Source organism: Mycobacterium sp. GA-2829 (genome assembly GCF_001499965.1).
Classification (GTDB): Bacteria; Actinomycetota; Actinomycetes; order Mycobacteriales; family Mycobacteriaceae; genus Mycobacterium.
Map to the genome: position 1 here is coordinate 1 of NZ_LQIT01000016.1, position 15,017 is coordinate 15,017.

At 70.7% G+C, this 15,017-nt stretch carries 13 protein-coding genes and 1 riboswitch; of the genes, 6 read left to right on the forward strand and 7 right to left on the reverse strand.

The annotated features are described in order from the left end of the window. On the forward strand, nt 1–93 hold a 93-nt coding region (locus tag AU194_RS32565; RefSeq protein WP_231743313.1), incomplete at its 5' end, for a hypothetical protein. A 278-nt stretch (nt 94–371) separates the two neighbouring features. Beyond that, nucleotides 372–1,295 carry a serine hydrolase gene (locus AU194_RS11565; RefSeq protein ID WP_059089392.1) on the forward strand — a complete coding sequence of 308 codons (924 nt, stop codon included), beginning with the start codon at nt 372–374 and terminating at the stop codon, nt 1,293–1,295. A 9-nt stretch (nt 1,296–1,304) separates the two neighbouring features. On the opposite strand, the gene AU194_RS11570 is transcribed toward AU194_RS11565, so the two are convergent. From AU194_RS11570 to AU194_RS11580, 3 genes are all read right to left on the reverse strand, one after another. Then, a complete protein-coding gene (locus AU194_RS11570; RefSeq protein WP_059089393.1) occupies nt 1,305–2,372 on the reverse strand; it encodes a hypothetical protein in 1,068 nt (355 codons plus the stop codon). A 107-nt stretch (nt 2,373–2,479) separates the two neighbouring features. Next, complete coding sequence (locus tag AU194_RS11575; protein WP_059089394.1) at nt 2,480–4,057, reverse strand: FMN-binding glutamate synthase family protein; 1,578 nt, start codon at nt 4,055–4,057, stop codon at nt 2,480–2,482. A gap of 39 nt (nt 4,058–4,096) precedes the next feature. Beyond that, the gene (locus tag AU194_RS11580) at nt 4,097–5,233 is read right to left on the reverse strand and encodes a cellulase family glycosylhydrolase (RefSeq protein WP_059089474.1); all 1,137 of its coding nucleotides are present in this window, start codon (nt 5,231–5,233) and stop codon (nt 4,097–4,099) included. Between the two features lie 331 nt (nt 5,234–5,564). Between AU194_RS11580 and AU194_RS11585 the strand changes: the two genes are divergently transcribed. After that, complete coding sequence (locus tag AU194_RS11585) at nt 5,565–6,647, forward strand: diguanylate cyclase (RefSeq protein ID WP_059089395.1); 1,083 nt, start codon at nt 5,565–5,567, stop codon at nt 6,645–6,647. Here AU194_RS11585 and AU194_RS11590 read toward each other — a convergent pair. From AU194_RS11590 to AU194_RS11605, 4 genes are all read right to left on the reverse strand, one after another. Next, nucleotides 6,640–7,197: an aminobenzoate synthetase gene (locus AU194_RS11590; protein ID WP_059089396.1), complete on the reverse strand. Its 558-nt coding sequence runs from the start codon at nt 7,195–7,197 to the stop codon at nt 6,640–6,642. The two genes, AU194_RS11585 and AU194_RS11590, sit on opposite strands and share 8 nt — an antisense overlap. After that, entirely contained in the window at nt 7,184–7,954 is a 771-nt protein-coding gene (locus AU194_RS11595; protein WP_059089397.1) for an energy-coupling factor transporter transmembrane protein EcfT, read from the reverse strand. Before AU194_RS11595 ends, AU194_RS11590 begins: the two co-directional genes overlap by 14 nt. After that, nucleotides 7,951–9,411, reverse strand: a complete 1,461-nt coding sequence (locus AU194_RS11600) for an ABC transporter ATP-binding protein (protein ID WP_059089398.1) — start codon at nt 9,409–9,411, stop codon at nt 7,951–7,953. The genes AU194_RS11595 and AU194_RS11600 overlap by 4 nt, the downstream gene beginning before the upstream one ends. After that, complete coding sequence (locus AU194_RS11605; protein ID WP_059089475.1) at nt 9,408–10,034, reverse strand: ECF transporter S component; 627 nt, start codon at nt 10,032–10,034, stop codon at nt 9,408–9,410. The genes AU194_RS11600 and AU194_RS11605 overlap by 4 nt, the downstream gene beginning before the upstream one ends. Then, nucleotides 10,027–10,138, reverse strand: a riboswitch (TPP riboswitch). Its footprint overlaps the gene before it by 8 nt. Nucleotides 10,139–10,281: 143 nt before the next feature. On the opposite strand from AU194_RS11605, the gene AU194_RS11610 reads away from it, so the two are divergent. Genes AU194_RS11610 through AU194_RS11620 form a run of 3 tightly spaced genes read left to right on the forward strand, consistent with a single transcriptional unit; the run spans nt 10,282 to nt 14,966 of the window. After that, nucleotides 10,282–11,373, forward strand: coding sequence for an acyl-CoA dehydrogenase family protein (locus AU194_RS11610; protein WP_059089399.1), 1,092 nt, complete (start codon nt 10,282–10,284; stop codon nt 11,371–11,373). 3 nt (nt 11,374–11,376) lie between these two features. Continuing rightward, on the forward strand, nt 11,377–12,591 hold the full coding sequence (locus AU194_RS11615) for an acyl-CoA dehydrogenase family protein (RefSeq protein WP_059089400.1): 1,215 nt from the start codon (nt 11,377–11,379) through the stop codon (nt 12,589–12,591). A gap of 5 nt (nt 12,592–12,596) precedes the next feature. Then, nucleotides 12,597–14,966 carry a CoA transferase gene (locus AU194_RS11620; RefSeq protein ID WP_059089401.1) on the forward strand — a complete coding sequence of 790 codons (2,370 nt, stop codon included), beginning with the start codon at nt 12,597–12,599 and terminating at the stop codon, nt 14,964–14,966. Nucleotides 14,967–15,017 lie beyond the last annotated feature (51 nt).

The window sequence follows — 15,017 nt, forward strand, 5'->3', positions numbered from 1 at the left end:
AAGGTCGACCCCTATCCCGGTCCCAGCGGCGAACGCGCCGACTGGTGGTGGTACACACCCTTCGAACCCAAAGCACCACCGAGCAGCAACTAACCCCCGCCGGGCGCCGTCAATACCTATTGACGCACAAGGCAGTTGGTCGACATCGATGGCTCTGTTGACGCGCCCCGGAACACGGTCCTGATTCCGCAGGCACGTCGGTGCCAACGCATCGCGCCCAAGATGCCGCGGCTGATCACGTCAACCGCCGTTGACGCGCGATAGAGCGAGTACCCCACCCCAGACCGCCGACCAATCTCACACAGCCGCAGGCGAGTAACAGTGCTTACGCTGGGTAATCCGTGGGTTCAGAAACTGCTCGGAGGAGACATATGCGTCGGCGGCTGCCGCAGTGGGCGATGACGGCAATGGCGATCGGCGGCGCGACGCTGCTCGTGAGCGGCTGCGAGGCGCAGGTCTGGGGCACGCCACCGGCCACCGACAGCGCCCCGCAGGCGACCTTCCAAGCCCCGCAAGCACCGCAAGCGCCACCACCCCCGCAGGCCCCACCGGCGGCGCCCTTCGACGGACTGGAGGCGCGCGTCCAGCAGGCCACCGCCGACATGGACGCCAACGGCGCCGACGTCGCGATCGAGGTCCTCGACCGCACCACCGGCCAACGCGTCTCCAACGGCAACGGCAGACCCTTCCCGATCGCCTCGGTGGTGAAGCTGTTCATCGCCGACGATCTGCTGCTGCGGACATCCGAAGGCGACACCGAGCTCTCCCCCGCCGACCGCAAATCCCTCGACGTCATGCTGCGCTCCTCCGATGACAGCGCCGCCCAGATGTTCTGGGACCGCAGCGGCGGCAACGCCATCATCGGCCGCATCGTCGACCGCTACGGACTGACCGGCACCACCGCCCCCTACAACGGCCACTGGGACGTCACCCAGAGCACCGCCGGCGACCTCGTCACCTACTACGCCAAGCTGCTCGACGGGTCCGGCGGTCTCCCCAAGGAGCAGGCCGACATCATCATCGGCAACCTCGCCCAGTCCACCCCGACCGGAACCGACGGCTACCCGCAGCGGTTCGGCATCCCCGACGGCCTCAACGCCGAACCCGTCGCCGTCAAACAGGGCTGGTTCTGCTGCTGGAGCGGCGCGAACCAACTGCATGTCTCCACCGGAGTCGCCGGCCCCGACCGCCGCTACGTGATCGCGATCGGCTCACTCGATCCCACTGACGCCGCCACCGCCCGCGAACACGTCACCGAAGTCGTCCAGACGATGTTCCCCGGCGGCAAGGTCTGAGCGGAGAGCTCAGCGGCGCGGCGTCGTCGTGATGTGCACGTGGTCGTAGTGGCCGTAACCGGTCGCCTGCGGACCCGCCGGCGTGTAGTACGTACCGCGCCAAATCACGTCCTGGATCCCGAACCGGCCCGGGTCGCTCAACGCGAACGCAAGAATCTCGTTGCCGAGCGCGATGCCCTCGGGGCTCTCCGGGTTGGGAATCATGATGTCGATCGCCAGACCGCTGGGATGCCACGGCTTCGAGTCGGGACGCACCCCGCCGATCTCCGATATCTGGGGGAACCGCGCGCTGACCGCCCTGGCGGCCATGATCGTGTTCGGCTGCAGCCCCGCCTCCGACGCGACGCCGACCGGCAGCGACTCCGGCAAAGCCGCGGCGGGCGGCGGGGCGACATCGCCGGGCGGCACCCCGGGCATCGCGGCGATCACCGGAGCCGGCGCGCTCTCCACCGCCGCCTGCTGCTGCGGTGTCAGCGCCGCGTACTGCGCCTCCGCCGCCGCGATCTGACGCAGCAGCTCACCCAACTTGGCCTGCAACTCTGCGCGCACTGCGGCGGCGGCCTCGGCCGCGGCGTCGGCATCGGCGGCCGACTTCTCCGACCCCCGCGCGGCGGCGGCCGCACGCTCCCGTGCGGACTGGTAAGACGCCATCTGGTCGGCTGCCACCGTGGCCACCGTCCGTCGCACCGACAGCTGATCGATGAGGTTCTGCGGCGAGGTCGCCGTCAGTACCGCCGCGGCCTGCCCGCCGCTCCCACTCATGTAGTGCATGGCCGCCACCCGGTTGACCGCCTCCTGGAACGGCGCGAGGGCGGCGTTCGCGGCTTCCAGTGCCGCCAGGTCGGCGCGGTGACGCTCGTCGGCCGCGGTCTGCTCGGCCAGCTTGGCGTCCGCGTCGCGCTGCGCCGCGGTGAGGGCTTCGCGGCTCTGCACCGCCCGCTGGGACAGCTCGGTGAGTTTGGCCATCGCGTCGGCCGCCGGATCCGCCTTGACGTCGCCCAGCGATACCGAGACCACCAGGGCCGCGGTCGCGAAACCACACAACGTTCGACGGAGGCAGGTGCGAACTCCGGTCACGCGGATAGTCACGATCCTTCGCTCTTGCGGCCCGTCCCGGCCCGGCTGTCGATGTCCCGGGCAAGGCTACGAACTGACACCGAAGATGTCCACCCAGCAAACGCGAGTCACCCCACCGCCGACGACGATGGTGGCGCCGAACCACCGTGCGTCTTACCGGCTTTCATGATCCGGATGATCTCCTCGCAGTCGGCCGCCGACGGCTGACCCATCGCCGGGGTGTAGCCGTACACCTCGTGCAACGGCACCGCGCTGGCGCGACCGTCGAGGATGTCCACCGAATCGGTGCCGATCAGGCCCGGATGGTGCACCCCGCACGCCTCGGCCACCTTGACCAGATCACGACGCAGCGTCTTGATGTAGTTCGCGACCCGCTCGGCCTTCACCTCCGGCACCAGACCCCGCGCCAGCCACGCGTTCTGCGTGGCCACCCCGGTCGGGCACGTGTCGGTGTGACACTTCTGCGCCTGGATGCAGCCGATCGCGAGCATCGCCTCCCGCGCGACGTTGACCATGTCGCAGCCCAGCGCGAACGCCACCACCGCGTTGTCCGGCAGCCCGAGCTTCCCGCCGCCGATGAACGTGACCCGCTCATGCAGCCCGCGGTCGGCGAAGATCCGGTACACCTGCGAGAAGCCCAGCTGGAACGGCAGTGACACCGAGTCGGTGAAGATCAGCGGCGCCGCACCGGTGCCGCCCTCACCGCCGTCGATCGTCACGAAGTCCACCCCGCGGTCGGTGTCGCACATCAACTCGGTCAGCTCGTACCAGAAGTCGAGGTCGCCGACCGCCGCCTTGATCCCCACCGGCAGCCCGGTCTCGGCGGCCAGCAGTTCGACCCAGTCCAGCAGGCTGTCGGTGTCGGAGAACTCGGCGTGCCGCGACGGGCTGACGCAGTCGCGTCCGGCCGGGATGCCGCGCGCCGCCGCGATCTCCGCGGACACCTTCGGTGCGGGCAGCAATCCGCCCAGGCTCGGTTTGGCGCCCTGGCTCAGCTTGATCTCCAACGCCCGCACCGGCGCCCCGGCCACCACGTTCTTCAGCTTCTCCAGGCTGAAGCGGCCTTCGTCGTCGCGGCATCCGAAGTAGGCGGTGCCGATCTGGAAGATCAGGTCCCCGCCGCAGCGGTGAAACCGCGAGACGCCGCCCTCGCCGGTGTTGTGCAGGCATCCGGCCATGGCGGCGCCCCGGTTGAGTGCCTCCACGGCGTTGCCCGACAGCGATCCGAAGCTCATCGCCGAGATGTTGACCACCGAGTCCGGCCGGAACGCCAGGCGACGGCCGCGCGCGGCGCCCAGCACCTTCGCACTCGGCAGGTCCACCTCGTGCCCGGCCGTCGGCGTCGACGCCGGGCCGTTACGGCCGAACGTGCGGTGCTTGATCACCGGGTAACCGCTGGTGTGCTCGACGTCGTTGTCGGTGCCGAACCCGAAGTAGTTGTTCGCCTTCTTCGACGACGCGTACACCCACCGCCGCTGGTCGCGGGTGAACGGGCGCTCCTCGTCGTTGGCGGCGACGATGTACTGCCGCAGCTCCGGGCCGACCGATTCGAGCAGGTACCGCGCATGCCCGACGACAGGAAAGTTGCGCAGCAACGCGTGTCTGCGCTGGAAGAGGTCCCGTACGCCGACCGCTGCGACCGCCGAGGCGGCCGCTGTGGCGAGACCCCGAACGGCCCGGCTCATGGCCGCAGGGTTTCCGGGCGGCCCGAGACCGAAACCCCGTCAGATCGGCCCGACGCGTCCGGTCAGCCAGCGGATCGTGCGGGCCTCGCTGTCGCGGTAGGGCTGACCGTCGGGCCGCAGCAGGTCGTGGAACCAGACCTCCGGCGTCGACGTGTACGGCTTCTCCCAGGAGTCCCATGGCAGGTGGGTCTGGGTCTTACCGCGCATGAACCCCCAGTTGTAGGCGCCGACGCCGAGGCGTTTGGCCAGCGGCAGGATGGCCTCGATCGTGCTGCCGAACTCGCGGGCGAGGTACTCGGTGCAGATGATGGGCCTACCGAGGGGCCGCAGTTCGTTGATGCGCGTCTCGAATTCGCCGGGATCACCGTAGTTGTGGAACGTGATCACGTCGGACTGGTCGAGCTGGGTCCGGACGATCGCGCTGCGGCGCGCGGGATCGGCCCATTCCCCGTCCCACACCCCGCTGGTGAGCGGGTGGATGACGTCGACCTCGCGGGCCCAGCCGAACACCTGCGGCAGCAGTTCGGCGACCCGGTCGAGTTTGTCCCTGCGCTCCACGTGGCGGTACTGCGGGGCAGGGTTGTCGGGTTCGTTCCACAGGTCCCAGCCGAGGACGCGCTCGTCGTCGCGGAACTGCTTCATCACCCCGACGACGTAGTCGCGCATGATGCGCCGGTACCGCGGGTCGGCGATGTAGTCGGCACCGGGCCCCTGCACCCAGCCGGAGTTGTGCACCCCGGCTCGCGGGTCGCGTTGCCTGCCGAGTTTGGGGTGCGGATCCCAGCACGAGTCGAACAGCACGAACAGCGGGCGGATGCCGTGCCGGGCGGCGGTCGCGACGAACTGTTCGAGCCGGCGCTGGAAGCCGTTGCGGTCCTGCGCCCACAGCTGGTCGTGCAGGAAGACCCGCATCGTGTTCAGACCCATCCGGCGGGCCAGCAGCAGTTCGCTGTGGATCCGGCGCCGGTCGAACGTCGCGCCCTGGAACATCTCGAGCTGGTTGATCGCGTTCGAGGGAATGTAGTTCGCTCCGACGAGCCAGCCCTGCTGCTGGTACCAGGCGTTCGCGCGGGCGGCCGACCACCGGCCCGATGCCGCCGATGCGGTCGGCAACTTGGACGCCGCCACTGACGCCGCGATCAGCGCGGGCAGGAACAGCGCGCGTCGGCGGGCCAGGACGCGACGGCCCGGGTCGGCCGGTGTTTCGGGTGTGGAAGTCAAAGTGCAGCTCCGGATCCCAGGTGATGGCGGTGAGCGTCGGCTCGACGGAAGGAGGCAGCGCAGCGCCCGCCCTCTTTGTCGTACCCGGGGGGTGGGGACGCTACAAATCGGTGATCATGAAAATGCGCTAAAACCCCTATGGCGCAGGCGATTCGGAAAACCGGTGTGTTCTTTCTCACTGCCGACCCCGAAACCGGCCGCTTCATGATTCGGGTGCTCGGAGGCGGATCGAGGCGGTAACGTGAGCAAACACGCATCGGGGCGTGTCGCCATTGGGGAGCCGTTGATGCACTGGTTGAGCAAGTGGTGGAATCAGCCTGACCACTTCGACTGGCTCAGCGGTTATCTGCAGACCCGCGGTTTGGCCACCCCGCTGCGCCGGGCGTTGGCCGTCGTCGCCGCGTCGCTGGCGTTGGTGCCGATCAATGCGCTGTGGGGCCCGACGTGGGTGGACCGCCGCATCGGGCTGGTGCTCGCGGTGGCGGCTTCGCTGGCCGGGGTCAGCCTGGCCGTACTGTGGCTCAAGCGGTGGCCCACCAAGACCGAGTCGATCGTGTTCGCCGCGGTGGGCAGCGCAACCATCGCGGGCGGGTGTCTGTGGCAGGCCGAACCGCTGATCGGGCTGATGTCGTGCACTGCCCTCGCAGTCTCCGGCGGGTACATCGCGTTCTTCCACACCGCCCGCTACATGTTGCTGAACTTCCTGCTGGCCGTGCTGGTCGGGGCGTGGCAGGCCTACCAGGTGGCCGTCCAGGGGCAACCCGTGTTCGCGCTCACCGGATACTTCCTGGTCCTGGAGCTGAACCTCGGGGTGCCGTTCGCGATCCAGGTCGTGGTGCGCGCGCTGGGCACCGACCTGCTGCGCTCGGACCGGGATCCGCTGACCGGACTGCTCAACCGGCGGGCGTTCACCCACGCGGTGGTCGGGCGGCTGGTGGCCCGCGCCGACCGGGCCCACCTGGCGGTCGCGCTCCTCGACCTGGACCGGTTCAAGTCGATCAACGACCACTACGGGCATGCCAGCGGGGACACCGCGCTGGTCGACGTCGCCGAGGCGTTGACGGCGGCCTGCGCCGAGACCGCGCTGCTGTGCCGCATGGGCGGTGAGGAGTTCCTGATCGCCGACATCGTGACCACGCCCGCGCCGACCGCGTGGGCCGAGCGGCTCTGCGCCGCGGTGCACTCCACCCCGTTCCGGCTCACCGCCAGCGTCGGCACGGCCACCGTCCCGTTGCGGGAAGCCATGCCCGACGCGGCCGACGAGATCTTCCAACGGCTGATCACCGAGGCCGACACCGCGATGTACGCCGCCAAGCGGCGCGGCGGCAACCAGATCCAGCACGCGGGCGACGCGCGGGCGGCTAGCTGAGCGCCGCTGTCCATCGCAATGTGTCGCCGATGTTGGTGACGATCCAGTCGGCGGCCGAGCGCGGGTCGTGGGTGGCGATGAACGCGTCCTCCTGGGTGGCCCAGCGGTCCCAGTGCGCGGCGAAGACCTCCCCGTCGCGCCGCAGCGCGCGGCGTTTGCGCTCGTCGTCGGGCGCGTCGACCCAGATGCCCTGGTCGGCGAGCGCGCGGTTGGGTGCGGTCAGCGCGCCGACGCCTTCGACGATGATCCGCCGGTCCGGGTCGACGGTGCGCCACCCGCCGGGGGCGTCGGTCGCCCAGTCCCAGGTGCGCCACCGGCCGGGCCTGCCCACGGCGCGCGGTTCCAGCAGCGCCACCCGGACGTGGTCGACGGCCCACGCCAGCCCGCCCCAGCCGGGATAGATGTCGTCGAGCGCGACGATCACGCTCGACTCCCACGCCAGGCTCAGCCGCGCGGCCAACGTTGATTTGCCCGAACCCGACCGGCCGTCGACCAGCACGGTGCGGGCGCCGCGCTCGGAGAGGCGGCGCGCGAGGTCATCGACTTCCAATGAAGTTCCAGTGGCCGGTGGCGACGGACACCGCTATCGCGGTGGCGGCGATGCCGACTCCCGCCAGTACCAGACCGGTCTCGCGGGTCCCGAACCGCGACGGCCGGGCCCAGGTGCGGGTGGGATGGGCGCCGAAACCGCGGGCCTCCATCGCCGTGGCGAGCATGGAACCGCGGCGGATCGCGAACACCAGCAGTGCGAAGGCCTGACCCGCGGCGCGGCGGACGCGGTTGTGGTCGGCGACGCCGCGGGCGCGGCGCGCGTAGCCGAGGTAGTTCCAGTCCTGGCGCAGCAGGCCGACGGTGCGGACACCGGCCAGCGCACCCAGTACGAACCGGGCGGGCAGCCGCACCACCTGGCCGAGGCCGTCGGCGAGTTCGGTCGGATCGGTGTCGATGAACAGCAGCACCGACGGCAGCGCGATGGCCAGCACCCGCAGGAAGGTCGCGATCGCGAGGCTGATGGAGCCGTCGCTGACCGTGATGAGCAGGAACTGCCAGTGCACGGTGCCGCTGCGCTCGCCGTAGAGCAGGATCGTCAGCGCGGTCAGCCCCGCCGCGACCATCAGCAGGGCGCCGCGCACCAGCACCGCGCGCCACGGGATCCCGAGCGCGAGGACCAGCACCAGTTCGAGGGCCACCGCGGTCAGCGCCGACACCCAGTCGAGGCTGGCCACCAGGCCGAGCGCGATCACCAGCGCGGCCGCCAGCTTCGCGACCGGGTTGATTCCTGGCTGGGTGGTGTCGACGGTGGTCACGGCGCCACCGGGGTGCGGGTGGGCATCTCGATGCGGCGCTCCCCGAGGACCGCGGCGAAGTCGAGGTCGTGGGTGACCGCCACCACCGCGGTGCCGTCGTCGGAGAGTTCGGCGAGCAGCCGGACCAGCTCCGCCCAGGTGTTGCGGTCCTGACCGAAGGTCGGTTCGTCGAGGACGACGATCTCCGGCCGGGTGGCCAGCACCGTGGCGACCGAGAGCCGCCGCTGTTCACCGCCGGACAGTGTGTAGGGGTTCGCGTCGGCGAGGCCGACCAGGCGCAGCCGTTCCAGCAGCGCATCGCAGCGCCGGGTCACCTCGGCCGCGTCGGCGCCGAGGGCGCGCGGGCCCAGCGCCAGTTCGTCGCGCACGCTGCCCGTGAGGAACTGGTGTTCGGGGTTCTGGAAGACGCTGCCGATGCGGGTGAGCAGTTCCCGGGAGCGCCACCGTGCGGGCTCCCGACGGTCGGCGGCGGGGGCGAATCCGTCGTGCGCGCGGAGCAGGCCGCCGCGGGGTGGGATCAGCCCGCCGAGGGTGAGCGCGAGCGCGGTCTTGCCCGCGCCGTTGGGGCCGGTGACGACGTTGACCGTGCCCCGCGGGATCTCGAAGTCGAGTGCCGCGCCGCGGGGACCGCGCGGGTGGCCGGCCGACAGTCCGGCCGCTTCGAGCAGGGGCGTCCCGGGTGTACCGGTGCGTTCGACGGACGGCAGCTCCGCGCCGGGCACCCACACCCCCATCCGGCTCAGGGCGGCACCGTCGCGGGTGACGATCTGATCGGGTGGCCCGTCGGCCACGACCTCGCCGCCCGCACCGAGCACGATCACCCGGTCGACGACGGGCAGCCACACCCCGGTGCGGTGTTCGACGACGATCAGCGTCGCGCCGGTCCGCCTCACGACGGCGGTGACCGCGTCGCGCACCTCGACCACGCCGGCGGGGTCCAGGTTGGCGGTCGGTTCGTCCAGCACGATCAGTCCGGGATCCATCGCGAGCACGCCGGCCAGCGCCAACCGCTGCTGCTGACCGCCGGACAGCCGGGCGGTGTCGTGGCGCAGCGGCAGATCCAGCCCGACGGCGCCCAGCGCCCGCCGCACGCGCGGCCAGATCGCGTCGCGCGCGACGTTGAAGTTCTCCATCCCGAACGCGACGTCGTCGCCGACCCGGGACAGGATCACCTGCGAGTCGGGGTTCTGCAGGACCATGCCGATGCGGTCGCGGCGCTGTGAAGGCGCCACCCCGTCGACGAGCAGACGGCCCGCTTCGTCACCGTCCTCGCGGCCGCCGAGCAGCCCGGCCAACCCCTTCAGCAGCGTCGACTTCCCCGATCCGCTGGCGCCGAGCAGCAGCACCCGCTCACCGGGTTCGACGGTCAGGGTCAGATCGCGCACCGCCCACGACGGGCGGCCGGCGTGCCGCCAGTGCCAGCCCTGCGCGGTGACGGCGACACCGCAGGCGGTCATGGCCGCGTGCCAGTCCTGCCCGACGAGAACGAGGACAGCGCACCGGTTTTCGCGAGCCCGCGGACCACGAACCAGGACAGTGCGCCCGCGATGACCGCACCGGAGACGACGCCGCAGACGGTGTAGATCGCGGCGAACGTGGGGCCCGAACCCGCGTACCAGAGCACGAGGTCGTTGATCGCCATGGCCAGCCCCGCGGCGGCCCCGGCCAGCACCGCGACCGGCAGGTTCCACGCTCGGTACAGGAAGATCGCGAACACGATCTCGGCGGCCAGGCCTTGCACCACACCGGATTCCAGCGTCAGCACACCCCACTGGTTGCCGACCAGCGCCGACACCGTCGCCGCGACGACCTCGCCGTACAGCGCCGCACCGGGTTTGCGGATCACCAGCGCGGTGAGCACGCCCGCGAACAGCCAGCCGCCGCCGATCAGGCCCTGCAGTCCGGGCAGCAGCGCCTCGAGCGGCGCCCCGAGCGGGTTGGAGGCGACATTCCACAGCACGAACACCAGTCCGGCGGCCACGGCCAGCACGCTGGCGACGACGATGTCGACGACCCGCCAGCGGTAACTACGGGTGGTCTTCAAGTCAGGACCCGGGACGGGTGGGGACACGTCGGTCATCAGTTTCACTCCCTACGCCGGCATTACCCGGTCAGGTTCATACGGTCGACGGCCGCTCAGCCGTCCTCTCAGCGCACTCGGTGTGCACTCCCGCGTGGGTTGTCGCTCCAAAGGTAGCGCGGCGTCGTGGCCGCTCACAACAGACGCATGTCGCAATCGGAAACGCCGAAGTGTCGGAAGTCGTGATTTACACCGCCGCGCCGCGGCGCCCAAGCTGTTCAGCGATGGCACGGAAGGCGGTTCGCCCATGACGATCGACGTCGCCGAACGGGAGGCGCTGCGGGAAGTGGTCCGGGACCTGCTGCGCAGCCGGTGCACCGAGGAGGACGTGCGGCGGGTGGCCGCCGGTGACGACGGTTGCGACCGCGACCTGTGGCGGCAGTTGGCCGAACAGGGTGTCACCGGGATCGTGATCGACGGCGCCTACGGGGGCGTCGGGCTCGGCCCCGCCGAACTCGAGGCGGTGGCCGAGGAGACCGGTGCGGCGCTGCTGCCGTCGCCGTTCATCTCCAGCGCGGTGCTCGCCGCGACGCTGGTGCAGGCCGCGGGTTCCGAGGACGACAAGCAGCGGCTGCTGCCCGGGCTGGCCGACGGCACCGCGATCGGGACGGTGGCGCTCACCGGACCGGCGGGCACCTGGACCGCCGAGGGCGTCGACGTGCGTGCCGACGCCGACGGCACCCTGACCGGCAGCGCGAACTACGTGACCGACGGTCAGGCCGCCGACGTGCTGCTGGTCGTCGCGCGGGGGCCCGAAGGGGTCGGCGTCTACGAGGTCGCCCCGGACGCCCCGGGATTCGAGCGGACCGCCGCGACGGTGTTCGACCCGACCGTGCGGCTGTCGACGTTCACCTTCGCGGGCACGCCGGCCCGTCGGCTGGGCAGCGCGGGCTGGGACGCCGTGCAGCAGGCGCTCGACCTCGCGGTGGTCGCGCTGGCCGGGGAACAGGCCGGCGGCGCGCGACGGATCTTCGACATCACCGTCGAATACCTCAAGACCCGTATCCAGTTCGGCAGGCCGATCGGCAGTTTCCAGGCGCTCAAGCACATGGCCGCCGATCTGCTGCTGGAGGTCGAATCCGCCACCTCGGCAGCCCAGAACGCCGCGGCGCGGTTCGAGGACGACGAGGCCCGCGCCGGAGCGGTCGCGCTCGCCGGGTTCGCCTGCGCCGAGGCGTATGTGACCACCGCGATGCAGGCCGTTCAGATGCACGGCGGCATCGGCTTCACCTGGGAGCACGCCTGCCACCTGTACGTCCGCCGGGCCCGCAGCGGCCTGCAGCTGTTCGGCGACTCCGCATCGCACCGCGAACGCTACCTGCTCTCGAAAGGCGCATGAGTCATGAGCGACAACAATCTGCCCAGCGCCTTGCCCAGCGCCGAGGATCTGCGCACCGAGGTCCGCGAGTGGTTGGCCGAGAACTGGACCGGCGTCACTCTGCCCAAATCCGACGATCCGTGGGTCAGCTCCCCGGAGCGAATCGCCTGGCTGGAGAAGGTCGTCGCGGCCGGCTACGGCGCACCCACCTACCCGACCGAGTGGTACGGCCGCGCCTACCCGAACAAGCTGGCCAAGGTGATCGCCGAGGAGTTCCGTGCGGCCGACGCCCCGGGCGCCTGCCAGGACAGGTTCAGCATCCCGGCCAACACCACGCTGGCCTTCGGCACCGATCGGCTGAAATCGGATCTGCTGCACGAGTTCCTGACCGAGAAGTCGCGCACCTGCCTGCTCTACAGCGAACCCGGCGCCGGTTCGGATCTGGCCGGCGTGCGCACCACCGCGGTGCGTGATGGCGACCAGTGGATCATCAACGGCCAGAAGGTGTGGACCTCGGGCGCCAAGACCTCGCAGTACGCGCTGCTGATCGCCCGTACCGACTGGGATGTGCCCAAGCACAAGGGTTTGAGTTTCTTCATCGTGCCGATGAACCAGCCGGGCATCGAGATTCGGCCGCTGGTGCAGATCACCGGCGACGCGCATTTCAACGAGGTGTTCATCACCGACGCCAAGGTGCCCGACGCCTACGTGGTCGGCGGCGTCGGCAACGGCTGGCGGGTGCTGCAGACCGCGCTGGCCTACGAGCGCTCCATCATGGGTTCCGGAACCAGCCTGCACCGCAAGCAGTCCCGCGGGAACAGCCTGGTCGAGATGGCCCGTGCCCACGGCAAGCTGGACGACGCCGCGATCCGCAAGTCGCTGGCCGATGTGCTCGCGCTGCGAGAACTGAACAGCCTCAACAACGCCCGAGCCAAGGCCGAGGCCAAGCAGGGCACCGCCAGCCCGGTCATGTCACTGGGCAAGCTGGCGACCTCGCGCATCCTGCACAGCGAGGCCCGACTCAAGACCGACATCATCGGCGCCGAAGCGCTGCTGGCCGGACCGGACAACGCCGCGGCCGACGAGGTGAACTTCCTGACGCTCAACGCGTTCTTCACCTCGATCGGCGGCGGCACCGATCAGATCCAGCGCAACATCATCGGCGAACGGGTGCTCGGGCTGCCCAAGGAACCCGAGGTCGACCGCGACATCCCGTTCCGCGACGCGCGCCGGAACTGACGCCGATGAGCGACACCTACGACCCGCCGCTCGCGGGCATCCGGATCCTCGATCTGTCGTCGGGTCCCATGACCGCGATCGGCCGCCTGCTCGCCGATCTCGGCGCACACGTGACCGCGATCGACCTGGCCGGGGTGACCCGTCGTGACGAGGTGGGTCCCCGGATGGGGTCGGTCGCGCTGGCCACCGCGATCAACCGCCTCGGGGTGGCCGCGGTCGCGGTCGATCCGGCGACGGAACAGGGTCTGCGGCAGTGGGACGAGTTGCTCGGCACCGCCGACGTCCTCATCGAGGACACCCGACCCGGCTCGCTCGCCGACGGACTGCTGGCCGTCGACGAACTGCGCTTCGCCCATCCCGGACTGATCGTGTTGTCGCTCAGCGATTTCGGCCGCGACACCGAGTTCCGCGGCTGGCAGGCCACCACCCCGGTGCTGCACGCGCTGACCAGTGAGCTGTCCCGTTCGGGTGTCCCCGGTCGCGAACCGCTCGTCCCGCCCGGCGAGCAGTTGCCGTACCACGTGGCCGCCGCGCAGGCGGGCGTGGCACTGCTCGGGGTGCTGCTCGACCGGTTGCGCACCGGCGCGGGCGATCGCATCGACTTCGCGATCATCGAGGGTGCGATGCAGGCGCTCGACCCGCCGTTCGGCACGATGGGCACCGCATCGGCCGGGGTGCCCACCGCCCAGCAGCAGCGCAACGTGGCGGCCGAGCGGTTGCGGTACCCGATCGTGCCGTGCGCCGATGGGTTCATCCGCATCTGCCTGCTGGCAAAACGCCAGTGGCACGGCATGTTCGAGTGGATGGGCCGGCCCGAGGAGTTCGCCGACCCCCGGTTCGAGAACATCGTGGACCGGCTCACCTCGGCACCGCTGTGGGCGGCCATCGAGACGTTCTGCTCGGACAAGACCCGCGAGGTGGCCGAGCGCGAGGGGCAACAGCACGGTGTCCCGACCGCCGCGGTGCTGGACATGACCGAGGCGCTCACCGCCGAACAGGTCACCGCCCGCGGCTTCTTCGGCGACGTCGAGTTCGCGCCGGGCCTGGTCGGTCCGGTCCCCCGCGGTGTCGTCGAGATCGACGGCTGCCGGGCGACGCTCGACCGCGCCCCCGAGGTCGGTGGACCCGTCGACGCGTCGATCCTCAAGCAGCGCAAACGAACCGACCAGGGGCTGCCCCTGGAGGGTCTGCGGGTCCTCGACCTCGGCGTGATCGTCGTCGGCGCGGACAGCGGCAGGCTCTTCGGCGATCTCGGCGCCGACGTCATCAAGATCGAGAACGCGGCGTTCCCGGACGGAATGCGGCCGAGTCGCCGTCCGATGAACGCGAGCTTCGCTGCGGGACATCGCAACAAGCGGTCGATCGGTATCGATCTGCGGTCCGGGGAGGGTCAGGCCGTGGCGCACCGCCTGGTGCGGGAGGCCGACATCGTGCTGACCAACTTCAAACCCGGGGTGGCCGCGGGTCTGGCCATGGACTACGACACCCTCAAGTCGGTCAACCCCGGCATCGTCGTCGTCGACAGTTCGGCGTTCGGTCCCACCGGGCCGTGGGCGCAGCGCCTCGGCTACGGCCCGCTGGTGCGCGCCGCCGCCGGATTCACCAAACAGTGGGTGTACCCGGACGCCCCGGACGAGTTCTGCGACACCGTCACCGTCTACCCGGACCACGTCAGTGCCCGCATCGGGGTGCTCGCGGCGCTGAGCCTGCTGGTGCGCCGCGAACGCACCGGGCTCGGCGGTGCGGTGAGCGTCGCGCAGTCGGAGGTCATGCTCAGCCATCTCGCCGCCGAGATCGCGGGTGAGGCACTCGTGCGGGCGGGCCACGAGCGGTCCGACGGACCGGCCCACGACGCCCCGTGGGGTCTGTTCCGCGCCGACGGTGACGATGCGTGGGTGGCCGTCACCGTGCGCGACGACGCCGACTGGCAGGCGCTGTGCCGGGTGCTCGACCGTGCCGACCTGGCGGGCGATGCGGAGCTGGGCACCCGGATCGGGCGGGACCGCAACAGGTCTCGCATCGACGCCGCGGTGACCGAATGGACGTCGCAGCGTTCGCCGCGCGCGGCCATGGAGCTGCTGCAGTCGGCGGGTGTGCCCGCGGGTGCGGCCATGCACGCCGCCGAACTGCCCGGGTGGGAGTTCTTCGCGCAGCGCCGCGCCTTCCGTGAGGAGCTGCATCCGCACGGCCGGGAGCCGTATGTGCTGGAGAACGCGCAGCTGCACGCGCAGCGCATCGCCGATCCGCCGCTCGGTCAGGCGCCGCTGCTGGGTCAGCAGACCGGCGAGATCGCGACCACGCTGCTGGGGTTCGACGATGCGGAACTGCGGGACCTGCTCGCGCGCGGTGTGCTGCAGACCGCGCCGCAACCCTGAGGACGTCCTCGGTCCACGCCCCTGAGGCCGGTCCGTACCATTGCGGCCAAA

Bases quoted from the DNA above. Each gene is read 5' to 3' on its own strand.
- AU194_RS11565 (WP_059089392.1), top strand. From the start codon at position 372: ATGCGTCGGCGGCTGCCGCAGTGGGCGATGACGGCAATGGCGATCGGC.
- AU194_RS11575 (WP_059089394.1), bottom strand. From the start codon at position 4,057: ATGAGCCGGGCCGTTCGGGGTCTCGCCACAGCGGCCGCCTCGGCGGTC.
- AU194_RS11585 (WP_059089395.1), top strand. From the start codon at position 5,565: ATGCACTGGTTGAGCAAGTGGTGGAATCAGCCTGACCACTTCGACTGG.
- AU194_RS11600 (WP_059089398.1), bottom strand. From the start codon at position 9,411: ATGACCGCCTGCGGTGTCGCCGTCACCGCGCAGGGCTGGCACTGGCGG.
- AU194_RS11605 (WP_059089475.1), bottom strand. From the start codon at position 10,034: ATGACCGACGTGTCCCCACCCGTCCCGGGTCCTGACTTGAAGACCACC.
- AU194_RS11610 (WP_059089399.1), top strand. From the start codon at position 10,282: ATGACGATCGACGTCGCCGAACGGGAGGCGCTGCGGGAAGTGGTCCGG.
- AU194_RS11615 (WP_059089400.1), top strand. From the start codon at position 11,377: ATGAGCGACAACAATCTGCCCAGCGCCTTGCCCAGCGCCGAGGATCTG.
- AU194_RS11620 (WP_059089401.1), top strand. From the start codon at position 12,597: ATGAGCGACACCTACGACCCGCCGCTCGCGGGCATCCGGATCCTCGAT.